The 23030-nt window shown below is 62.3% G+C and carries 18 protein-coding genes; 6 read left to right on the top strand and 12 right to left on the bottom strand.

The annotated features are described in order from the left end of the window. Positions 1-34: 34 nt before the first annotated feature. Positions 35-250, top strand: coding sequence for a type II toxin-antitoxin system VapB family antitoxin (locus D5125_12690; protein ID QFY91157.1), 216 nt, complete (start codon positions 35-37; stop codon positions 248-250). Continuing rightward, positions 240-632, top strand: coding sequence for a PIN domain-containing protein (locus tag D5125_12685; GenBank protein ID QFY90270.2), 393 nt, complete (start codon positions 240-242; stop codon positions 630-632). Before D5125_12690 ends, D5125_12685 begins: the two co-directional genes overlap by 11 nt. A 1-nt stretch (position 633) precedes the next feature. Here D5125_12685 and D5125_12680 read toward each other — a convergent pair whose 3' ends face one another. Genes D5125_12680 through cas6 form a run of 3 tightly spaced genes read right to left on the bottom strand, consistent with a single transcriptional unit; the run spans position 634 to position 3789 of the window. Beyond that, on the bottom strand, positions 634-1692 hold the full coding sequence (locus D5125_12680) for a hypothetical protein (protein QFY90269.1): 1059 nt from the start codon (positions 1690-1692) through the stop codon (positions 634-636). Next, complete coding sequence (locus D5125_12675) at positions 1689-2855, bottom strand: TIGR02584 family CRISPR-associated protein (protein QFY90268.1); 1167 nt, start codon at positions 2853-2855, stop codon at positions 1689-1691. Before D5125_12675 ends, D5125_12680 begins: the two co-directional genes overlap by 4 nt. Beyond that, entirely contained in the window at positions 2848-3789 is a 942-nt protein-coding gene (gene cas6, locus D5125_12670; GenBank protein QFY90267.1) for a CRISPR system precrRNA processing endoribonuclease RAMP protein Cas6, read from the bottom strand. The genes D5125_12675 and cas6 overlap by 8 nt, the downstream gene beginning before the upstream one ends. Positions 3790-4197: 408 nt before the next feature. Here cas6 and D5125_12665 point away from each other — a divergent pair, with 408 nt between their 5' ends. Then, entirely contained in the window at positions 4198-5436 is a 1239-nt protein-coding gene (locus D5125_12665) for an MFS transporter (GenBank protein ID QFY91156.1), read from the top strand. 261 nt (positions 5437-5697) lie between these two features. Here D5125_12665 and D5125_12660 read toward each other — a convergent pair whose 3' ends face one another. From D5125_12660 to D5125_12620, 9 genes are all read right to left on the bottom strand, one after another. Further along, positions 5698-5880 (bottom strand): chemotaxis protein, encoded by a 183-nt coding sequence (locus tag D5125_12660; GenBank protein ID QFY90266.1) that lies wholly within the window; start codon positions 5878-5880, stop codon positions 5698-5700. Positions 5881-5882: 2 nt separating this feature from the next. After that, on the bottom strand, positions 5883-6464 hold the full coding sequence (locus D5125_12655; GenBank protein ID QFY90265.1) for an RnfABCDGE type electron transport complex subunit A: 582 nt from the start codon (positions 6462-6464) through the stop codon (positions 5883-5885). After that, positions 6454-7101 (bottom strand): electron transport complex subunit E, encoded by a 648-nt coding sequence (locus D5125_12650; GenBank protein QFY90264.1) that lies wholly within the window; start codon positions 7099-7101, stop codon positions 6454-6456. Before D5125_12650 ends, D5125_12655 begins: the two co-directional genes overlap by 11 nt. Then, a complete protein-coding gene (locus D5125_12645; protein ID QFY90263.1) occupies positions 7098-7790 on the bottom strand; it encodes an FMN-binding protein in 693 nt (230 codons plus the stop codon). The genes D5125_12650 and D5125_12645 overlap by 4 nt, the downstream gene beginning before the upstream one ends. Positions 7791-8046: 256 nt before the next feature. Beyond that, positions 8047-9099, bottom strand: a complete 1053-nt coding sequence (locus D5125_12640; GenBank protein ID QFY90262.1) for an RnfABCDGE type electron transport complex subunit D — start codon at positions 9097-9099, stop codon at positions 8047-8049. A 285-nt stretch (positions 9100-9384) separates the two neighbouring features. Next, entirely contained in the window at positions 9385-10728 is a 1344-nt protein-coding gene (gene rsxC / locus D5125_12635; GenBank protein QFY90261.1) for an electron transport complex subunit RsxC, read from the bottom strand. 231 nt (positions 10729-10959) lie between these two features. Beyond that, positions 10960-11457, bottom strand: a complete 498-nt coding sequence (gene tpx, locus D5125_12630) for a thiol peroxidase (protein ID QFY90260.1) — start codon at positions 11455-11457, stop codon at positions 10960-10962. A gap of 246 nt (positions 11458-11703) precedes the next feature. Further along, positions 11704-16653: a 2-oxoacid:acceptor oxidoreductase family protein gene (locus D5125_12625; GenBank protein ID QFY90259.1), complete on the bottom strand. Its 4950-nt coding sequence runs from the start codon at positions 16651-16653 to the stop codon at positions 11704-11706. 36 nt (positions 16654-16689) lie between these two features. After that, a complete protein-coding gene (locus D5125_12620) occupies positions 16690-17526 on the bottom strand; it encodes an RnfABCDGE type electron transport complex subunit B (protein QFY91155.1) in 837 nt (278 codons plus the stop codon). A 225-nt stretch (positions 17527-17751) separates the two neighbouring features. Here D5125_12620 and D5125_12615 point away from each other — a divergent pair, with 225 nt between their 5' ends. The 3 genes from D5125_12615 (at position 17752) to D5125_12605 (ending at position 23015) form a co-directional block, all read left to right on the top strand. Next, positions 17752-18672, top strand: coding sequence for a LysR family transcriptional regulator (locus tag D5125_12615; protein QFY90258.1), 921 nt, complete (start codon positions 17752-17754; stop codon positions 18670-18672). 437 nt (positions 18673-19109) lie between these two features. Then, a complete protein-coding gene (locus tag D5125_12610; protein QFY90257.1) occupies positions 19110-21176 on the top strand; it encodes a heavy metal translocating P-type ATPase in 2067 nt (688 codons plus the stop codon). Between the two features lie 78 nt (positions 21177-21254). Next, positions 21255-23015, top strand: a complete 1761-nt coding sequence (locus D5125_12605) for a nodulation protein nolNO (GenBank protein ID QFY90256.1) — start codon at positions 21255-21257, stop codon at positions 23013-23015. Positions 23016-23030: the final 15 nt, after the last annotated feature.

Below are 23030 nucleotides of genomic sequence, written 5' to 3'. Positions count from 1 at the left end.
CTTGCCCTACAATACACATCAGGAGGTGTATTCCATGCGAACCAACATAGTTTTGGATGATGAATTGATGGCCGAGGCCATGCGGATTTGCGGCGCGCGCAGCAAGCGTGAGGTGGTGGACCTGGCCTTGCGCGAGATGGTGGCGCACCACAGTCAACGCCAGCTGTTGAAACTGAAAGGGAGCGACCTGATCGATCCCGACTATGACCTGCTCAAGGTCCGCCGCTGGATGGACGAGGATGCTGGTTGATACCAGCGTCTGGGTGGCCTGGTTGCGCGGGACCGAGAATCCGGCCACCGTGCGGCTTGACCGGCTGCTGAATGAGGAAGCGGCCTGGCTTGCCCCAGTCATTCTGCAGGAGTTGCTGCAGGGCGCGCGTAACGCGGCCGAATTGAACACCCTCCGCCGCGAGTTCGCCTGCCAGCCCATGTTGCGGGCTACAACAGGGTCATACCTGCTTGCTGGAGAGCTGTATGCCCGCTGCCGCTGGCAGGGCCTGACGATCCGCAGCCCCCATGATTGTCTGATCGCCGCCCTGGCGGTTGAAAACGACATCCCATTGCTGACCCTGGATCTCGACTTCAAGCGGATATCCCAGGTCGAACCTCGGCTTGTGCTGCTTACCAGATAGCTCACTGCGGGCTCCTTTTCAGCTTCTTGTCCCCATCCAGACAGGCATGAACCTGCCCCCAGACCTTCACCAGTTGAGCTGTTTGCGGCTGAAACGAGGCGGGTGGCTGGCAAGGGACATGGAAAATGGCCCCCGTCAGTTGGCCCTCAGTCGTGGTACGGACCTTGAAGCGCAGACTGTTGGGCAGGCGGGCGTTGTTGCCCCAGGAGCGGACCGAATGATTGGTTACCGGGTAGCTGAGCCAATGGCGTGGCTCGGGTTGGTTGGTATGCCCGGCATTGAAGCGAAAATGGGTGCGCAGACCGATCTTGATCTCGGCCAGTTCGCGCATCAGGGATTTCCAATCACCATGGGCCTGGGTCTGCCAAATGAGCGGGCCGCTCTGGTCCTTGCCCAGGGCATGGGGCCAGTCCAGTTGCAGACACTGCCGCCAATCGCGCAGGGGCAGTGCGCCAGTCGGCTTAGCCCCTTCACCCCGGCCCTCTCCCGAGGAAAGAGAGCGCAAGACGAAGGAGCCCCAGCCGTTGCGGCTGCGGCCACCCAGGGTGCCAAAACGGCCCATCAGCCACAGGGCCTGATCCAACAGCTCTGCCTGATGTTGCGGAAAGGCCAGGGAGAGCTGGGCGGTTTCTGTGGCTTGAATAGCGGCATTGGCCTTTGCCAGCTTGGTACCACCCCGGCCATCCAAAGGCCCAAAGCCAAGATAGGCATGTGCTCCGACCTTGTATCCGGTCCTCTGCACCTCTGGATGTGCGACCGTGCCTGGCTCAAGTCCATTCCAGCTCTTCAGCTTGCCTTCATCCCAGCGATCCAAGCGCAGGCGCACCAGGCTGCGATTACCCGCGCCATCGGCAGCGGCACCAAACAGCAAGCCCTCATCCAGGCGCAGCTGATTCGTATCGAGCTTAAACCCCCGTTGCGCCACGTAGGCCACCCGCCACCATTGTCGTAGCAGGGCCTTGATGGGTGGGGTACGCCACTGCCCGCTTTGCCGGGCATTGCCGAGAAAGGCCGGGGTGAGGAACTCTATTGTGAAGCTGCGGGTTTCCATTGTGCTCATGATGGGGACCTGTCTGTGGATGAAAGGGTAGTGTGCTCAGAAACGGCCTGAGTGTCCGCAACCGCAAGCTTGCGGTAACTGATGCTGCTTGGCGGCAGGCCCAGGCTGTAGCGGTAGGGCCGTCGCCTGCCATTGTTGATGAGGTAGGCCTCAGCCGCCGGGCCCAGGCGTTTTTTCAGCTTTGCGTGTAGGCGACTCTTGTGTAGAGAAAAATAATCACCGTCCATGCCCTTGGCCAGGCTGCGGCGGGTGGCGTCCTCATCACCCCGCTCGGGCCGGATTTGATCGTATTCCAGCATGAACCAGACGGCCCATGGACTATCGGGCACCTCCTTACTGGGCGCGGCGCAGGCTGGCAGGCCATTTAGGGCGCGACGGGCAAACACCGATAGCAGCGCCAGTTCCACCGGCGGCAGGGGAATGATGGATCCGGCGGCGCGGATGCGCTTGGCTTCCAGGTCGATGATCAGCTCCGGCGGGGCCAGGCTGCGGTTGATGGCCGCCACGGCACCGGCGAAACCCACCGCGCCCTGCATCAGCTGATCCGGCATGCCGTGGCGCAGGCTGACAAAGGGGATGCTGGCGAGGGTGATCTCGGCGTCCTGGGTGTCGGCCAGGGTCTTGTCGTTGAGCTCTATGACCTTGGAATAGGGCGTGGGGTAGAAGAAGTTCCAGCTGGATTCAAAGGGTTCGCTGACCAGTACGTGGGAAAGCCGATCCTGCGGCCTGCCGAACAGGCTCAGGGCGTAACCCAGGTAGAAGCCCATGGTCTTGCGGCCCCCGGCGATGGAGACATGCAGCTGGCTGTCCGGGTCTGCGCTGAGTTCGCGCAGGGTGGTGACGATGAAGTCAGCGGCGCGCTCGTTGTCTTGCGGGGTGCGGATGTCGGACAGTTCCTTGCCCTGGGCATCGGTGAGCACGCGGATATCGTCCAGGCCAAAGCGGATCGGCGGCAGCTGGTAGTCCTTCAGCAGGCGGGCAAACCAGCCGGGGTCTTCACTGAGCAGGGACAGACGCACCCGCTTGGCACCCTCTGCGGTGGTGATCAGGCAGATGTGATCCGGCACCCAGCCCTGCTTGACCGCCAGGGCGTAGAGGGTTTCAGTGACGACCTGCGGCGAGAGGCCGGTGACGCAGACCAGAATGCGCCGGGGCTTAGGCATCGGGCTGCGCCGGGTCGAGGATGCGGTATTGGCCTAGGCCAAACAGGCTATTTTTGCCCACGTGCAGCCATTGGCCCAGCTCCAGCGCGGGCATCAGCGCCTGCAGGCCAGGGCCTTGCAGCTGAAAACTGCCGGTGACGCCGCCCAGGTTCATGTCGGTGTTTTGCCGTGAGGAGCGGCGCTGCACCTCGCTCCAGCGCAGTTTTGCCTGGTGCATTTCCAGCTGCTTGGCCTCGGTTATCCAGTCGGCCACCGGCAGCGGTGGGCTGTCGGGGTCGTGCTGCGCCCGCAGGCGCTCGATGCGGGTGATCAGGGCGATGGCAAAGCCCAGGGGGTCGAACTGCTCCGGGGTGATCAGGCGTCCATCGCGCTTGCTGCGGTAGGGGGTGATGAGCTGTAGCCGGATGGCGCCGCCAGCATAGGCCATGCTCGGCTGCCAGGGTTCGGGCTCGGTAAAGGGCGCCTGACCCGGCTCTGGCTCGGGGTAAATGTCACGCCAGCGCTGTTGCCTAAACTGCCATTGCCGCACCGAGCTCAGATGGAACCGACCGCGGCGTGGTCCCAAGCCCAGCTGGCCAGCGCGCGCCCAGCTGGGAATCAGGTAGGGAAAATGCCGGTTGGCCTTGCCGATCAGTATGAGTTCCAGGCCAAAGGCCTCGCCCACGGCATAGTCTGGCCGATAGCGATCCAGGGCCATGACCAGGGGTTGCAGGGAGAGGGTCTTTTGCCCGCTGGCGGTCTGGCTTTCAAACAGCAGGGTGTAGCCGCACTGGCGGCGCAGGGCGCAGGCGCTGCATTGGCTCAGGCCGGTGACGCAGAGGGTGCGCTTGAGGCCGTGGCCGAGCAGGCCGCGCAAGGCGGAACCGGCATAGGTCGGCAGCCGGATGGGGTCCAGGGCGGTAAAGGTGAAGCGGTAACGGGAGAAGCGAATCATGCAATCACTCTGCTGCTGTCCAAGGTGGCAGGAATGATTGCACAGCGGCGGCCCTAATACAGGGTCCGCAAGCTTGCGGTTTGATGGACTGAGGTTGGGTAGCCTGAGATGGGGCAGTGCTGATCCATGGGATCCCTGTTCATCCAATCGAAACTGCGGCTGAATGTAGCACCTTTTTTGCGGGTTTGTGAAGGCCAACGTCGGGTTACGCTGCGCTAACCCGACCTACGGAGCCTATACCCATTATGCCTTGGCAGCCCCGGCCCAAGGTTGCGATAATGGCCGTATCCGGCCCCAGCGACTGACTCTCCTACCAGGACCCCAGCCTTGCAGACCACAGAACCCTTTGACGCCAAACGCTTCCAGCAGGTGCGCTGGAGTATTTTCGCTATCCTGATCCTGGCCTATATGTCGGTCTATTTTCACCGCATGGCCCCGGCCGTGGTCTCCGGCGAGCTGATGCTGGCCTTCTCCACCACCGGCGCTACCCTGGGTTCCCTGGCGGCGGTCTATTACTACATCTATACCGCCATGCAGATCCCCGCCGGGGTGCTGGCCGATACCCTGGGGGCGCGTACCGTGGTGACCCTGGGCAATGCCGTGGCCGGACTGGGCTCGATCCTGTTTGGCCTGGCCGAGACCCTGGAGATGGCCTATCTGGGGCGTTTTCTGGTGGGGTTGGGGGTGTCGGTGATCTTTGTCGGCCTGATGAAGAGCAATACCCTTTGGTTCAGGGATCGCATCTATGGCCTGATCAGCGGCATCACCCTGTTGCTGGGCAATCTGGGCTCGGTGCTGGCGGCCGCGCCCCTGGCCTGGCTGCTGGCCCATGCCAGCTGGCGCAGCATCTTTGTCGGCATCGGCGTCTTTTCCCTGCTGCTGGCCCTGCTCAGCGCCTGGCGGGTGCGCAATCGGCCAGAGGATGCGGGCTTTCCCTCGCTGCACAGCCTGGATGGCCGGGTGCCGGACCCGGAGCGGGAGCATCATTGGCTCAGGGAGCTGTTCGGTGTGTGCCGCAACCGGCGCATCTGGCCGGGCTTCTGGTTCAATTTCGGCATGGCCGGGGGCCTGTTTGCCTTTGCCGGGCTCTGGGGCGTGCCCTTGCTGCGCGATCTGCACGAACTGAGCCGCGATGAGGCGGCCCAGTACACCACCCTGACCCTGCTGGCCATGGCCATAGGCACCTTGCTGTCTGGCTGGATCTCAGACCGTCTGGGGCGGCGCAAGGTGGTGATGATGACCAGTGCCCTACTCTACTGCCTGGCCTGGCTGGCGCTGCTGTGGCTGCCCTGGTCGGCCGGTTGGAGCGGTATGTTGCTGTTCGGTCTGATCGGCCTGACCGGCAGCGGCTTTGTGCTCAGCTACGCCTGCGCCAAGGAGGTCTGCACCCCGGCGCTGTCGGGCATGGCCATCAGTCTGGTGAATACCGGCCTGTTTCTGGGTGCCGCCATCATGCAGCCGCTGTTTGGCTGGGTGCTGGACCAGGGCTGGGACGGCACCCTGCATGAGGGCCTGCGCCGCTATGCCCTGGCCGATTATCAGCAGGCCATGCTGCTCATGCTTGGCTTTGCCGTGATTGCCCTGATCGCCTCCAGCCGCATCACCGAGACCGGCGGGCGCAACCTGACCCGGCTGGAAGGGGATTAGACCAGGCCGCCACGGGCGATGCCAGCCGCTTGCTGATCGGGGTGGGACAAGTGGGTAATGCCCCCGATAATTAACCTGTCGCGCAGCGACGCAAAATTCTATCTTCCGTCCTCTGTCCTCTTTCTTACCCTGAAAGCTCCCAGGTTGAGAGGCAACAACCAGGTTGTTTCGCAGTAAAGGGGCGAGGGGCTTTATCGCCTCATTCTTCTCTGCGTCCTTTGCGCTTCTTTGCGTCCTCTGCGTCCTTTCAGATTTGCAAATTCACCCCCGCTTGCAACTGCTCTTGCCGGCGCAGCCGCAGGTGCTGCCGCAGCCGCCGCCCTCCTCCCGCGCCGGGCCGAATTCCGGGTGGGCCCTGGCGAAGCGGCGGGCGATATTCTGCACCAGCAGCCAACTGAGCATGAGGATGGGGATGACCAGCATGGCGATGAGGTAATCGAGCATAATCAGCCTCCGAGTCCGGCAAAGCCCATGAATACCAACGATAGCAGGCCGCCGAGCATCAGGCTCATGGCCGCGCCCTGGGCCGGGGTGGGCAGGTTGGCCAGGGCCAGGCGCTCGCGCAGGCCGGCCATCAGCACTATGGCCAGGGTAAACCCGGCACCGGCCCCCAGGGCGTAGGCCATGGATTGCATGAAGTTGTATTCCTTGAAGGTCTGGAACAGGGCCAGGCCAAGGATGGCGCAGTTGGAGGTGATCAGCGGCAGGAAGATACCGAGCGAGTGAAACAGCGCCGGGCTGAATTTCTTCAGCACCATCTCGACCAGCTGCACGGCGCTGGCGATAACAACTATGTAGCTGATCAGCCTGAGAAATTCGATCTCCAGGCTGGTCAGTATCCAGTTGATGCCAAAGGCGCTGATGGAACTGACCAGCATGACAAAGCTGGTGGCCACGCCCATGGGCACGGCGGTCTCCAGCTTGCCGGAGACGCCGAGAAAGGGGCAGAGGCCAAGAAACAGCGCCAGGACGAAGTTATTCGCCAGGGCGGCATTCAGAAAGATAAAGCTCAGACTCTCAGCGGGCACGGGCGGCCTCCTTCTCCAGTTGGGCGGCGGCACGGCGCTCGCGCAGCCACTCGAACAGCAACAACCAGCCGCCGAGGACGATGAAGCCCCCCGGCGGCAGCACCATCACCACCCAGGGCTCGAACTGGCTGCCGAACAGATCCACGCCAAACAGGCTGCCCGCCCCCAGCACCTCGCGCACCACCCCCAGGCAGAGCAGGGCGAAGGTGAAGCCCAGGCCCATGCCCAGGGCATTGAGCAGGGCCTTGGGCACCCGGTGCTTGGAGGCATAGGCCTCGGCCCGGCCCAGGATCATGCAGTTGACGACGATGAGCTGGATGAAGGCCCCCAGGGCGTTGTACAGCTCCAGGGAGATGGCCTGGATCAGGTAATCGACGATGGTGACGAAGGTGGCGATAATCAGGATATAGGTGGCGATGCGCACCTGTTTGGGGATCAGGTGGCGCAGCAGGGACACCATCAACCCCGAGGCCAGCAGCACAAAGGTGGTGGCTATGCCCATGGCCAGGGCGTTGATCGCCGAGTTGGTCACCGCCAGCACCGGGCACATGCCCAGCAGCATGACGAATACCGGGTTTTCCTTCCACAGGCCGTCGGTGAAGGTCTGCCAGTCGATATGGGGGTTGTGCAGGCTCATGGCTGCTGCTCCGCTTGAGTTTGCTCCGCTGGGGTCTGCTCCAGCTCGATCTGCCTGATCCCCTCCAGGCGCGGCTGTAGCAGGGGCAGCATCTGCTGGGCCGAGTCGTTGATCGCCTTGCCCACGGCGCGGGAGGTGACGGTGGCGCCGGAGATGGCATCGATCTGCCATTGCTCCTGCTTCTTGCCGTGCTTGACCGTGACTATGGGGTTGGCCAGGCCATCGCCCGCCGCGTTCAGACGCGCATCCAGATAGTCAAAATTGGCCAAAAAGGCCTTGTCGGTAAGGATCTTGTCCCCCAGCCCCGGCGTTTCGGCCATTTTCAAAATATCAAAGCCTTTGATGCAGTCACAATCCGGGGCATAGTTGTAGAGCAGATGCACCAAATCCGCATAGCCCTGGGCCGCGCCTTGGGCCACCACGCCCTTGAGCCTGCCCTGTTCATCATAGGCGGCATAGACCGAGAGACCGGGGGCCAGTTCGATATCCCGGCGAATGCTCGCGGCGGGCACCAGCTTGAACACCATTTGCTCGATCGCCAGGCGCTGGTTTTCCTCGATGATCGGCTTGGTCAGTTGATACACCAGCACAATCAAAAAACCGGACAGCATGGCCACCCCGCCCAGGGTAACCAGCATGCGCAGCGCCGGGGTCTGGTGCTGCAGGGTATCGGTTGGCGCTTGGTTCATCCTAAATTCCTCAGTTAAGCCACAGAGACACAGACGACCCACAGGATGTGGAGAGGTAGAGCAACGCAGGAGCAGTTGCCGAGATCACAGAGTTATTTCAATGAGTTACAGATCATATCGACCTAGAAAGTGTTGGATATTCGCATTTCAACACTTTGATTTTTCTCTGTGCGCTCGGCTCTGGCTCCAGGCTTTGCCCTACCTCCTCCGTCCATGGAGTCGTCTGTGGCTCTGTGGCTAAATCCTCTTATCAGGTTCATGCTGACTTCCTCGCCTTGGCCTTGGCCGCGCCGAACACCCGTGGCTGGGTCCACTGATCGATCAGGGGCGCGGCGGCGTTACCCAGCAGGATGGCGTACATCACCCCCTCCCCCAGGCCGCCGAACAGGCGGATCATCTCGGTGACAAAGCCGATCAGTACGCCATAGATCAGCACCCCCAGGGATGTCATCGGCGAGCCCACCATGTCGGTGGCCATGAACCAGGCGCCGAGCATCAGACCGCCGGAGCAGAGCATGATCAGCGGCCCCGGCGCGCTGGGGTCAAACAGCTGCGCCAGCCAGGCAAACAGTGCCGTGCTGGCCATGATACTGAGCGGGATGCGCCAATCGAGCATACGCTTGAAGGCGAGAAACAGGCCGCAGACCAGTATCAACAGGGCCGCCTCGCCGATGGAACCGGCACCACCGCCCATCAGCAGGTCGGTCAGGGGGATGCTCTGGCCTTCGTACTTCATCAGCGCCAGGGGGGTGGCACCGGTAAAGCCGTCCACCGCCCGCTCGTGCAGCCAGGGGCTGATGTCCGCCGGACGCAGGAAGGGCCAGGCCAGGGTGCTCGGCACCGGGTTGGTGAAACGGCCATCGAACAGGGCCGGGGTCCAGGTGGTGATGGCGGCGGGAAAGGCCGCCTGCACAAAGGCACGCCCCACCAGCGCCGGGTTGAAGGGGTTCATGCCCAGGCCGCCGAACAGGGCCTTGCCCAGGCCAATGGCGGCAAAGGCCGCCACCAGCCCCATCCACAGCGGAAAGCCCGGCGGCAGCGACAGCCCCAGCAGCAGGCCGGTGATCACCGCCGACCAGTCGCCCAGCGAACTGGGCTGGCCGCGCAGTCGGTTGAACAGCCGCTCCGCCAGCAGGCAGCCGAGCAGCGTGGTGAGCAGCAACAGCGCCGCCGACAGGCCATAGCGCCAGACACCCCAGCCCGCCAGGGGCAGCAGGGTCAGGGCCACAGTGCGCATGATCTGCACCACATCGGCACCGGAATGGGCATGGGGCGAGGTACGAATTTCGATTTGGGCTTTGTTGGTCATGGGCTTAGTTGGGACGTATAGGACGCAGAGGACGCAAAGGAGCGCAGAGTGCGCAGAGAATAGAAGGTAGGTCCGGCTTCAGCCCGATTGGCTTGGCCACTGGCGATGGAGCAGCGCGACCGGTTGCGGCCGACAGTCGGCCTGAAGGCCGACCTACCCGCGCAATAGAGCGAGCATCCCCCATCAACTCTGCGCTCTCTGCGCTTCTCGACTCTGGCCTCCTGCTTCGTTCTACCTCCTGCATCCCTGCAGTCGTCCGCGCACTCTGCGTCCCAAAAGGTTTCATCAGGGCTTCTCCCGCAGGATGGATTTGGCGATGCGGAAGTATTGCACCAGGGGGATGTTGGAGGGGCAGCTGTAGGAGCAGCAGCCGCATTCAAAGCAGTCCATCAGGTGATATTGCTCGCCCATTTGCTCGTATTCGCGCTTGGCCGCCAGCTGGCCGAGCATGGAGGGGTTGAGGTGCATGGGGCAGGCCTCCAGACAGCGGCCGCAGCGGATGCAGGGCCAGCTGCGCAGGCGGCTTTCGGTATCTATCGCCGGTTCGTTGAGCACCAGCACGCCGGAGGTGCCCTTGGTGATGGGCGTATCCAGCGAGGGCACCGCAGTGCCCATCATCGGCCCGCCGAGGATGATCTCGCTCTTGCGCCCCTCATGCCCCGCCTGTTCCAGGACAAAGCCCACCGGCGTGCCAATGGGCACCAGATAGTTGCCGGGCCGCTCCACGCCGGGGCCGACCACGCTGACCACCCGCTCGATCAGCCCCTCGCCCTTGGGCAGCAGGCGGCCGAGCATGCTGAGGGTGCCGACATTGTTCACCACCACGCCGATCTGCGCCGGGATGCCGCCTGGGGGCACCTCGCGGTTGAGCACCGACTTGATCAGCATTTTCTCCGCCCCCTGCGGATACTTGGTCGGCACCGCCTTGACGCTGATACCGCTGCCGGGCTGAATCCTGGCGGCGATGGCATCCACCGCATCCAATTTATTATCCTCAACGCCGATCACCGCCTGCGCCACCCCCAGGCAGCGCATGGCAATGCGGGTGCCGAGCAGCAGGGCATCGGTCCATTCCAGCATCATGCGGTGGTCACAGGTCAGATAGGGCTCGCACTCGCAGCCGTTGACCACCAGGGTATCCACCGCGTGATCCGTCGGCGGCGTCAGCTTGACGTGGGAGGGAAAGGCGGCACCGCCCAGACCGACCATGCCGGTCTCGCGTACCGCCTGGATCAGCTGCTCCGGGCTGAGGGAGTCCAGATCACGCTCGCAGCCCCAGAGCACCTCCTGGGTGGCGCTTTCATACACATCCAGCAGGATCGAGGGCGTGCGCGGACCGCGTGCGCTGGGCATCAGCTCGATGCCGCGAATGCGGCCGGTGGCCGGGGCATGCAGGGGCACGGAGACATAGCTGTCCGCCTCGGCAATGGGCTCGCCGCGCACCACCTCCTGGCCCTTCTTGACGCAGGCGACGGCCGGCTTGCCGATATGCTGATTCAGCGGCAGCACCAACTGCTGCGGAAAAGGCATGCGCCGAATCGGCCGCTGCGCCGTCTCCGCCTTATGCTCCGGCGGATGAATGCCGTGGCTGAAGGTCGATCTGCCGAAAAGCTGTGTCAGGCTGAACAAGCCTTTGGTCTCCCCGAAATGGATAAACTGAAAATTGGACGCAGAGCACGCTAAGGAGCGCAGAGGACGCAGAGCTGTAAAGTTGTAGCCCGGATGCAGCGAAGCGAAATCCGGGGAGGCCCTGCCCAGCGGCAACCCCGGATTCCGTTACACTTCATCCGGGCTACTTTTTCCTCATTCTTCTCTGCGTCCTTTGCGCTCCTTTGCGTCCTCTGCGTCCTGCTTTTAAAACTAAAGCGCCTTTATCGCCGCCGCATAATCCGGCTCTTCGGCGATTTCTTTGACCAGCTGGGTGTAGGTGACGGTGCCGTTTTCGTCGATCACCACCACTGCACGACCGGTGAGGCCGGCCAGGGCGCCGCTGGTGATGAGCACGCCGTAGTCCTTGGCGAAGCCCTTGCCGCGCATCAGTGACAGGGCGGTGACGTGATTGAGGTCTTCGATGCTGCAGAAGCGCCCCATGGCAAAGGGCAGATCGGCGGAGATCACCAGCAGGGCCACGTCGTCACGATCGGCCAGCTCTTCGTTGAACTTGCGCGTGGAGGTGGCGCATACCGGGGTGTCCAGGCTGGGGACTATATTGAGCAGGCGCTTCTTGCCGGCGAAGTCCGCCAGGCCCTTGTCGTTGAGGTCCTTGTCCGGCAGGCTGAAATCGGGTGCCTTGCTGCCCACTGCCGGCAGTTCGCCGTTGAGTTCTACCGGGTTGCCAAGAAAGGTTACTGTTGCCATCTGTGATATTCCTCTGGTTGAGTTCTGGGTTAGCGTTTTAGCGCTTTAGTATCTTAGTGTCCTAGTATCCTAGTTTCTTAGTGTCTTAGCTCTAATAGCTAAACCACTAAGACTCTATCTCCTATCTCCTACTTACTGGCCTAGTGTCCTAGTATCCTAGTGTCTTGGCTCTAATAGCTAAACCACTAAGACGCTATCTCCTACCTACTACCTACTACCTACTATCTTCTAACTTCTATCTTCTAACTATTGATATTTCTGCGCCCGCTTGACCAGCTTGTCCAGGTCCTTTTCGCTCGGGTTCCAGGGAGTTCCCGGGTGGATACAGCCGGCGGTGCATTTCTCTGCCGCCTTGACGATGTCCTTGAACTGGCCGGCGCGGGGATCGACGATAACCGCTTGCTTGTCGTCGTTGTAAGCAAAGATCTTGGGGTTGATGTCGATGCACTCGTCGCAGGCGGTGCATTCCGGGGTCTCCACCCAGACCGGCTCGTAGTCCGCCGCCTGAGTGGCTCCGTTACCGGCCCCATTGCCTGCTGCGGCAGCCGCCGCCTTGGCACCGTCGCTGCCGACCATGCCAGCCATACCTCCGGTAAGCGCGGAGGCGTTGCCCGAGGCCACCAGGGACAGCAGGCTGGAGCTTAAGCGATTGGCCATGTCGGCCTTGGTCTGTTCCACCAGGGCATCCACATCTACCTTGTTCAGCTCGCCGGCCAAGCCGCGGAGCTGGTTCCAATAGAGCTGGCGCTCTTCGGCGGACTTGACGATCTCCGCCGAGCAGATCACCCGCATCAGGCGGTTCTTGCCGTCCAGCGCCCAGATGTAGGGGAAGTTGTCCTCGCGCTCGTCCTCGTCCAGCTTGAGGAATTCATGGAAGGGGATCATGGCATCGCTCCAGGTCTCCTGCGGTGCCTTGCGGAAGTGCTTGCGGAAGCGGCCCTCGGTGGCGGCGAAGTCGGCGAAGGTCAGGGGCAGCTCCAGGCGGCCGGCGTTGCCCTGCTCATCCACATAGTCCAGCTGATAGGTGGGCCAATCCTGATCCATGGCCGGGTTGCCCTCCAGATCCAGGCACTCCTGCAGGGTCACGCCGGCATCAGGGTCGAACTTCATCAGCGGATAGGCGCGGGATTCCACCGCCAGCTTGGACTGACGACGGGTGGCGTCGTCTGGTACGCCGTGCTCCGGCTGACAGACGGCATAGACATTGAACAGGGCCGGGCGGCGGCTGTTAAGGCCATCCACATAGCCCTCGATCAGATGGGTGACATTGCTGATGGAGCCCTGCAGCACATAGCTGGTGCGGTGGGCCAGGCCGATCAGGCCCATCTCCTTGCGCATTTCTTCCTTGCCTTTCATCTGCTTGCCGTAGGGGGTCATGTCCGCCACCTGGGAGATGAAGCCTGAGGTGCAGGCCTGACCGCCGGTATTGGAATAGACCTGGGTATCCAGCACCATGACCTTGATCGGCATGCCCGAGGCCAGGGCGCGGGACAGGTTCTGGAAGCCGATGTCGTACATGGCACCGTCACCACCCACGGCCACCACCGGCGGGCACAGCAGCCATTCCTCGTCGCTGAAGGACTTCCAATCGAAGTAGTTGAAGAAGGACTCATGCTCGGCGGCATTGTACTTGCCCGCCAGTTCCAGCTCGGCGCGGCGGATGGCCTTGAAGCCGTCGGCCATCTTGGTCATGTGGCCCTCGAACAGACCCATGGCCATGGAGGGGCTGTCCTGGAACAGATGTGATGCCCAGGGGAAGGGATAGGGATTGTAGGGGAAGGTGGAGCCCCACACCGAGGTACAGCCAGTAGCGTTGACTATGCCCATGGCGGCGCGGCCCTTCTGCGTCGGCCCTTCCAGGTAGCGCCAGCGCAGGTCACGCAGCTGGCCCAGTACGCCGCTGATCTGCTTCAGCCAGGTCTTGTCCACCAGGGTGTTTTCGTGGGCCGGATCGACCCGGTCGCTGAGCTGGGCCAGGGTCAGTTCCGGCTCCTCGCTGTCGCCCAGCTCGCCGAGCACCTCGGGGTGGCTGAGATCGACGCCGGCGGCCAGCTTCAGGCGGATATGCTGCTCCAGCCGGGCGATGAGGTCATCCAGCCGGGCCACCTGGGCCTTGACCCTGGGCTGCATCAGGGAGGTGACGGTGCCGGTGAACAGGTGGATCAGGGTCTTCTCGCCGCATCCCAGGCAGGCACCGTCGCCGCAGTTCATGGAGTCGTAGCTGGCCTTGTCCAGCAGCAGGGTCTCCAGCGCGCCTACCTTCTCGTCCAGGTCGTCGATACGGCTGAAGCTTTGGTTGCTGGTGGGTAGATTGAGCCAGAACTTCCAATCGGCGCGCAGCTTATCCACCGCCAGGTCGTCCTGCTTTTCCACCCGCAGGGCGTCGTCGGCGCAGACCTCGACGCACTCCATACAGCCCTTGCAGGTATAGGGGTTGATGGTGATGGAGAACAGGCCGCCGGAGTTGGCCGCCTTCTTCTCCATGTTGTTCCAGTAGGGCTTGGTGATGGCGAACTCGAAGCCGCCGAAGGCATCCAGGAAAAGGGCAAACTCCTTCTCCAGATTGGCCTTTTTCTCCCCTTCCAGCTCGGATTCCGCCAGGGTCTCCAGGATTGCCTGATCCAGCAGGTCGCGCACCTTGGCAGCCTCCCCTTGCTCATTGACCAGGGCGCGCAGGCGTTTCTCTACCGCGCGCGTCTCGCGGCGCAGGTACTGGGTGATGGTTCCGCCCAGCTCTATGCCGTTGATAACGCTATTGAATACCTCGCCGACGGTGTTGACCAGACCGGGGATGGCGCTGTCCGGGCAGACGGTGTAGCAGTCGCCGCAGGCGGTGCAGTTCTCGGCGATCCACTTGGGGTAGTCGAAGCGGATCTGGGTCATGTCGCGGAAGATACCGGTAGAGGCCGGTACCAGGGACAGGGCCTGATGGGGGTCGGCCAGGTTGTCCGAGCCCTTGCCGTTAAAGTAGAAGTTGCCGGTTTGCTCCCAGAAGCGGTGGATGTCGGCCAGCTCGCCCTGGCCTTGCGGGATCTGCTTGAGCATCACCGGCAGGCCGATCTCCTTCTTCAGCTGCTGGACGCTCTCTACTCCCAGGGTCTTGTCGGTGATCTCGCGCACCTGCTCAAAGCCACGCCGCACGATGCGCAGGTTGTCCGCTACCACGCGCTTGCCCTTGTCGCCGAACTTGGCCTCCAGCTGGGCCTCGATGGAGGCAAACAGCTTCTTCTCGTCCAGGCCGGCCATCTGCATCAGCGGCGAACCGGCAAAGAAGGCGCCCTGGAAGGCATTGCCCTGCATACGCAGCTGCAGTTCGACATTACTGGCCTCCTCGCGGGCGATCTTGAAGCCATCGACGTAGAACACGCGGATCTCGTTGTCGATGATCTGCTTGCGCATCCAGCGCGGGAAGCTGTTCCACACCGCTTGCTGGTCTTCCAGGCTCGACTGGATGATCAGGGTGCCGCCCTGCTTCAGGCCGGCCAGGGGATTGGAGTGGTTGAACACATTGGGGTCGGGGCTGAGCACCACATCCACATAGTGGTATTCGCAGTTGAGTGGAATCGGGGTGGGTGCTACCGCCAGGTAATAGGTGGTAGGCTGGCCCTTCTTCTCCGAGCCGTACTTGGGGTTGGCCTTGATCTCGTAGCCGAGCAGGTCATACAGGGTCATCACCAGGTTCTTGCCGGTGGTGATGGCACCCCAGCCGCCCACCGAGTGCATGCGCACCGTCATCGAGCCTTCCGGCATCAGGTTGGGGTTTTCCGATCCCTTGAGCGCCAGCTCGCCGATCTTGGGATAGGCCTCCAGCAGGTTCTGCAGGTACACCTCCTGCTTGGGGTTGCTGGCCTCGCGCACGAACTCTATGCCCAGGTAGAAGAATTTGCGCTTGTTGCCCTCCGGCAGCATGTTTTCGATGGCACCGATCAGCGCCTCCGGTTGCAGGTCGCGGGAGCCCATGCCGTAGGCAGCGGAATAGAGCGGCGGCAGGTCCTTGATCTGACCATAGCTGGCGTAGTCCGGGTAGGGCTTGGCATCGCTGGAGCGGCCGTTTTCCAGGCACTTGCTCAGGGCGGCGCGTACCTCGCGCATCAGCGGCAGGTCTTCGGCCAGGGGTTGGTCGGTACGCTCCAGCACCACCACGCCCTTCTTGCCCATCAGTGTCTTGCCGATGAGATCGCCGGGGAAGGGCCGGAACATGGTGATATCGACCACGCCGATCTCCAGCTTGCGGGTCTTTTTCAGGTACTCGGCCACGCCACGGGCCTGCACCACCATGGAGCCCATACCGAGGATGACATAGTCGGCCTTGTCCATGTTGAAGGTGCCGATGCGGCCATAGCGGCGGCCGGTCAGCTCGTAGTATTCGTCCATCACCTGGTCGGTGATCTGCTGGATGTGATCGTAGAAATAGGGCCGCTGCGCCGCCTGGGTCTGCATATAGGCATCCTGGTTTTGCACCGTACCGGATTGCAGCGGGTTGTCCACGTCCCAGATGGCCGGTACCCGACGCCGGGTATTGCCGTAGAGCATGCGCTGGGCCGGGGTGGGGCATTCGATCTGATCATCCGGCTTGCCGAGGAATTCGGCGATCAACTCGCGCTCGGGCACCTGCAGGGGTTCAATCAGATGGGTGGTGAGGAAGCCATCCTGGGCCACCACCGCCGGGGTCAGGGACAGCTCGGCGATCTTGCGCCCGATCAGGTTCAGGTCCGCCGCGCCCTGGGCGTCGTTGGCGAATACCTGAAAGAAGCCGGTGTCGTCGATGCAGTGATAGTCATCGTGACCGCAATGCACGTTGAGCGAGGCCTTGGTGATGGCGCGACAGCCCACGTTGAGCACATAGGGCAGACGCTTGCCGGCGGCGGCGTAGAGGGATTCGTGCATGAAGGCCACGCCTTGGGCCGAGGAGAAGTTGGTGGCGCGCAGGCCGGTCATGCTCATCCCGGCAGTGACCGCCGCAGCGGCGTGCTCGGATTCGGGTTCGACGAAGATCAGACCGCGATCGGAGATATTCACATGGCCCTTGGCCATTTCCTCAGCCCAGAATTCACCCATCTGGGTGGAGGGGGTGATGGGATAGGCACCGGCGGCATCGGAGGCCTCACGTTCACACATGATCACCGCCGTATTGCCATCCATCGCCATGCGCTTGCCAGGGTATTTGAATACTCTTTCTTCTTTCTTACCGAACATGGTCTCGGGCTCCTCGGAAAACTTCTGGGTGAACCATCAGGCTGCGGGCAGCGCTGTCTGGCGGATAATGGGCTTGGCCTCGCGGCCCTTGATGACCCCGGCGCGCTCGTCCAGCCAGACGATGGCACCGGTGGGGCAGCGCTCGGTGGCCACCTTGGAGGCCAGGGCGTTCTTGCTGTAGTCGATCACGGCCAGGTTGTTATCGATCCGGATCAGGCCTTCGGGGGAGTCCATCACGCAGCGCTCACAGGCGGTGCAGGCCACCTCACAATCGGCCTCGGCGGCATCGCCGAATTGCAGATTGCGGCAGTTGATCCATAGCCGGTTGGCCGCCGGTTGCAGGGAGAACAGGTCCTTGGGGCAGATCTCGACGCAGTCGTTACAGGCGGTACACTTGGCCGCGTCCACCACCGGGATATCCTGGGCGTTCAGGTGGATGGCGTCAAAATCACAGACATCGGCGCAATCGCCCATGCCCAGACAGCCCCAGCTACAGCCCTTGGGGCCATCGCCCACGGCGGCGGCGGCGCGGCAGCTCTCAAGGCCGGCATAGTGGGCGCGCATACGCGCCACGTTGTTGCCGCCAGAGCAGGCCAGGCGGGCCACCAGGCGCTCGCTCTCACCGGCATCCACGCCCAGGAAATCGGCGATGCGCAGGTTCTGCTCGGCGCTGTTGACGGTACACTGGCTGGGCTGCACCTGGCCGTCGATCAGGGCCTCTGCAAAGGGCCGACAGCCGGGGGTACCACAGGCACCGCAGTTGGAATGGGGCAGCAGGTCCTCCACCAGCTCGATGCGCGGGTCTTCATAGACCCAGAGCTTGCGGTTGGCCACCACCAGCACATAGGCCAGCAGGCCGCCCAGGACCAGCATAAACAGGGATGCAGCGGCGATGTGCTGCGGATTGAAACCAAGTTCCACGTCTAACCTCCCGTCATCAAGGCAAAGTCCACATCGAACACAGGGCTTTGACACAATTTATTGTGCAATGCAGCGAGACTAGGGTATGGGCGGAGAATTTAGCAAAACAATTATTTCAATTTTTAATATTGTAAAATTGAATACAAACCCAGAAACCGCGCCACTAAAGGCAGAAAGATGGCAAATTCAAGTAAAATTTATTACAAGCAAAAGCGACTTAAGCAGTTGCGCGCCTTCTGCCGGGCGGCCCAGACCGGCAGCATCAGCGAGGCGGCGGAGCTCCTTTTCCTCAGTCAGCCTACGGTCTCTTTGCAGATTCAGGCCCTGGAACGGGAGATGAATCTGACCGTTTTCGAGCGCCGTGGCCCCAAGATCAAGCTCACCCCCGAGGGGCAGGTGCTCTACCAGCTGGCCCAGCCCCTGGTGGAGGGCATTGACAAGCTGGAGGAGACCTTCGCCGCCCACACCGGCAAGCTTGAGAGCGGCGAGCTGAACATCGCCGCCGGGGAGTCCACCATACTCTATATACTGCCTGGCCCGATCCAGCGCTTCCGCCAGGAATACCCCGGCATCAAGATCAAGCTGCACAACGTCACCGGCCGCGATGGCATGGCCATGCTGCGCGCCGATGAGGCAGACTTTGCCGTCGGCTCCATGATCGACATCCCGCCGGACATCAGCTACCGCCCCAGCCTGTTCTACCGACCGACCCTGATCACCCCCCTGGATCACCCCCTGGGCCAGCTGGAACGACCGGACCTGGCCGACATCGCCCCCTATGGCCTGATCCTGCCACCGCGCCACCTGGCCACCTGGCGCATCGTCGAAATGGGCTTCGCCAAGCACGATCTCAGCTTCAACGTCGCCCTGGAGGCCGGCGGCTGGGAGATCATCAAGAAATACGTCGAGCTGGGCATGGGCATCTCCATCGTCACCGGGGTCTGCCTCACCGGCGAGGAGCGCCTGATCCAGCGCCCGCTGGACGAATACTTCCCCACCCGCGGCTACGGCATAGTGGTACGCAAGGGCAAATATCTCTCGCCCCAGGCACAGCGCTTCATCGACATGATGGACCCGGAATTTCTGCGAACTGGGTGAGGCAGCGGGGCTTGGAGCACTATCTGATGGTCTATAATCACCACATCCTCAGAAGGCACTGGGGCACAAGTGGAGGGGGAGCATGACCCATTTGTTCCAGCCCAAACGGGTCATTTTTTACCGCATCAATAAATAGGACAGGCCCAGTGGGAGCGGGCTTGCCCGCGATTCTGAAAAACGCCCGAAGGGCCCATCCCTTCAAGCTTCACCCTTCAAACTTCTGACTTTTCAGGCACCCTTCGCGGCCAAGGCCGCTCCTACCCCCCTGGGCCTGCCTTGGGCTTGCGCCTTGCCTGCTTAGCTTGCCAGCTCAATTTGACAATGCCTGGGTTATCGCCTAGTTTTCCTGGCCTGAATTCGACTTGGCTCCCATTGAGTCCATCCTGCTCCGGCCTGGCCGGGCGTGCCAGACACCTCATCACCCATAAGGACTCTCAGTGCTTTTTGAACTCGGTATCCTGGGTCTGGCCTATTACGGCTCAAAGAACCTGCCAGAGGACCACGCCCTCAATCAGGGGCTGCGTGGTGCCTCTGATGTACTGAAGAAAAACGTCAAGCAACTGTTCAGCCTGCCCGCGCCACCCCAGGGGCATGGGGTACAGCCGCCCCAGGCCCTGGTTGTGCGCGACGCGGACGAATCCACCCTGCCCAGCTACGCCGAGATGAGCCTGGTCTCCTGCGCCGCCTTCGCCCTCAAGGGCACAGTGCCTGTGCTGCTGCCGGTCGGCGTGCTGGCCTATGTCTATGCCATGATGCCCTACATGCGGGATGTGGAGCGCTCCCTGGTGCAGGAAAAGCGGGTCGATGTGGACGGCCTGTTCATGGCGGCGGACATACTTACCCTGCTCACCGGCCATTACGCCACCGCCGGACTGAGCCTGTTTCTGATCCACTCCGGCAAGCTGGCGGTGGCCCGCGCCCGGGATGACAGCCAGAAGATGGTCTCGCACCTGTTCAAAAACCTGCCACGGGAGGCCTGGCTGCTGCGCGATGGGGCGGAGATTGCCGTACCTGTGGATAGCCTGCAGGCCGGGGATCTGATCGTGCTGCACAGCGGCGGCATGGTGCCGGTGGATGGCACCATCGTTGAGGGCATAGCCGGCATCAACCAGCAGGACCTGACCGGGGAGGCGATTCTGGCGGAAAAGGGCGCTGGTGATGCGGTGTTTGCCAACACCCTGGTGGTCAGCGGGCGGATCCTGGTAAAGGTGGAGCGCTCGGGCCAGGAGACCACCGCCTACCAGATCGCCGCCAGCCTGTTTCAATCCATCAACCACAAGAGCCAGCTGCAACTCAAAGGCGAGACCTGGGCCAACAGCCTGACCACGCCGATGCTGGTCTCTGCCCTTGTACTGCTGCCCATCCTCGGTCCCACCTCCACGGCGGTGTTCATCAACAGCCACATCGGCGTGCGCATCCGCGTACTGGCACCCATGGGCACCCTCAATCACATCAGCATGGCCTCACGCAAGGGCATCCTGGTCAAGGACGGCCGCGCCCTGGAGCGCTTTGAGACAATCGATACGGTGCTGTTTGACAAGACCGGCACCCTCACCCATGAGGACCTCAGTCTGGTACGCATTATCCCCAGCGCGGGCCAGGACCCGGCCGAGGTGCTGCGCGATGCCGCCATGGCCGAGCAGAAGTTACAGCACCCCATCGCCAAGGCCATCCTGCGTCAGGCCCATAGCCAGGGCATAGAGCTGCCGGAGATCGATGACTCCGCCTATGCCATCGGCTACGGCATCCAGGTACAACACGGCGAGCGGCTGATCCAGGTGGGCAGTGCACGTTATATGAATGAGATCGGCGCCAGCCTGCCCGAGGAATTGTTGGCCGCCTACCAGAATGCCCAAGACTGTGGCGAGAACTTCATCTTCGTCGCCTGCAACGGCCAGGTCAGCGGCGGCATGGTGCTGAAATCCACCCTGCGCACTGAGATGAGCGCGGTGCTACAGGGGCTGCGCGAGCATGGCGTGCGTCACATCGCCATTGTCTCCGGTGATCAGGAGGCCGCCACCCGCGAGCTGGCGCAGAGCCTGGGTATCGACAGCTACTACCATGGCGTGCTGCCGGAGCGGAAGGCGGACATAGTGCGCGAACTACAGCAGCAGGGGCACAGGGTCTGTTTTGTTGGCGACGGCATCAACGACAGCATGGCCCTGAAGCAGGCCGATGTCTCCATCTCCCTGTCCGGTGCCAGCCACATCGCCCAGGACATGGCGGAGGTCATCCTCATGCACGGCCAACTGGAAGGCATCAACGATCTTTATCGCATCTCCCGCGCCCTGAGCCGTAACCTGGAGCGCAGCCTGCAACTGAGCATCGCCCCCGGCGTGCTCAATCTGCTCGGCGCCTTTGTGTTCAAATACAGCATCATGACCTCGCTGCTAATCAACGGCTCCTTCGCCTTCCTCGGCGCGGCCAACGCCCTGCGCGCCGATGAAACCGAGCTGGGGCTGAGCAGACCGGCCGGCGCAGAAGACAGCCAGGACGCCAACTGAGCACAGACAGACCACAACTCCGGGATGGCTCGAAGCGAGTCCCGACTTTCACCCGCATCCAAGCAGAAAAAATACGCCATGAGATACTACCTGGGAATCGCCAATTCATTTCACGACAGCGCCCTGGCCATTGTTGACCCCCAGGGCAAGCTGCTGTTTGCCGAGGGCACCGAGCGTTACCTGCAGAACAAGCGTGCGGTGAACAACAGCCCGGATCAGTTCCACCGTATGGAACAGATCCTCGCCGAGCATGTGCCGCCGGGTGCCGAATTGGTGGTGGCCCACAGCTGGAGCGATCAGCCCGCCATTGGCCAGCTGGAGCGGGATGCCTTCGCCAACCTGGAGTCCAGCCTCAGCGACCTGCCCGAGGAGGCCACCCCACAGAGCCTGCTCGACCTGGTCACCCTATCCAAACTCTGTGATGAATCCTTCGCCGCCTATACCAAGCTCACCGGCATCAACCTGCGCTACGGTCTCAGCCAGATGCCGATGGATCAGCGCCTGAAGATTGCCCAGCTGCGCAAGTTCAATCACCACAGCACCCACGCTGCCACCGCCTGTTACAGCAGCCCCTTCAGCCAGGCGGCCTGCGCCGTGCTCGACGGCTACGGCGAGCGCACCGCCAACTCCAGTTTTGTGTTTCGCAACAATCAACTGACCCTGCTGCCGGGCCAGGAGCAAGGCCTGGGCATGAACTTCAGCAGCCTGGGCAGCTTTTACATGACCCTCTGCAAGCTGTGCGGCTTTGCTTTGTTTAACGGCGAAGAATGGAAGATGATGGGCCTGGCCGCCTACGGCAAGCTCGACCCTGAGATCTACGCCCTGCTCAAACCCCTGGTGATGGTCGATGGGCTGAATATCCGCCAGGAGGACTATCGCAAGAGCTTTCTGCTCTATCAGGAGCTGGAAAAATACCGCCACCGGCCGGGCCAGCCCTATCTGGAGATGGCCGATGTCGCCTTCACCGCCCAGCAGGTATTCAGCGAGGCGGTGTTCAGCTATCTCACCAACCTGCATGAGCTGACCGGCATGGATGCCGTGGTGCTGGGCGGCGGCTGCTTCCTCAACTCCTCCACCAACGGCCAGATCATCGACAACACCCCGTTCAAGCAGGCCTACCTGTTCAGCGCCCCCGGCGACGACGGCAATGCCGCCGGCGCGGCCTGGCTGGCCTATTATCAGGACCACCCCGAGGCCCAACATAGCCACGGCTTCCAGTCTCCCTATCTGGGCTCTAAGATCGACCCCAAACAACTGAAGAAACTGCGCAACTACGGCCCGCCGGGCAAGGTGCGCGAGGCCAAGGGCGAGGTCAGTTATATCGCTGCAGAACGACTGGCTGAAGGTAAGATCATCGGCTGGATGCAGGGGCGCGCCGAGTTTGGTCCCAGGGCGCTGGGGAATCGCTCCATCCTCGCCGATCCGCGCTCGGCCGAGGTGAAGGAGCGCATCAACGATCAGGTCAAGTTCCGCGAGGCCTTTCGCCCCTTCGCCCCCTCCATATTGCACGAGCACGGCGCGGAATACTTCGAGGGCTATCAGGAGACCCCTTACATGGAACGCACCCTGCGCTTCCGCACCTCGGTCAGGGACAAGGTCCCCGGCGTGGTGCATGTGGACGGTACCGGTCGCCTGCAGAGCGTCACCCGCGCCTGGAACCCACGCTATTACGACCTGATCGCCGCCTTTTACGAGATCACCGGCATCCCCCTGGTGCTGAACACCAGCTTCAACGTCATGGGCAAGCCGATCATCCATAGCCTGGAAGACGCCCTCGCCGTGTTTTACACCTCCGGCCTGGACCTGCTCATCATCGGCGATACGATCATTGAGAAATGAAGACAAGCGGCCAGC

Origin of the sequence: gamma proteobacterium SS-5, assembly GCA_009497875.2 — a bacterium.
GTDB lineage: Bacteria > Pseudomonadota > Gammaproteobacteria > Chromatiales > Chromatiaceae > Magnetovirga > Magnetovirga frankeli.
The sequence above is the reverse complement of the archived record's forward strand: the minus strand, read 5'-3'. Positions and strand labels throughout refer to the sequence as shown.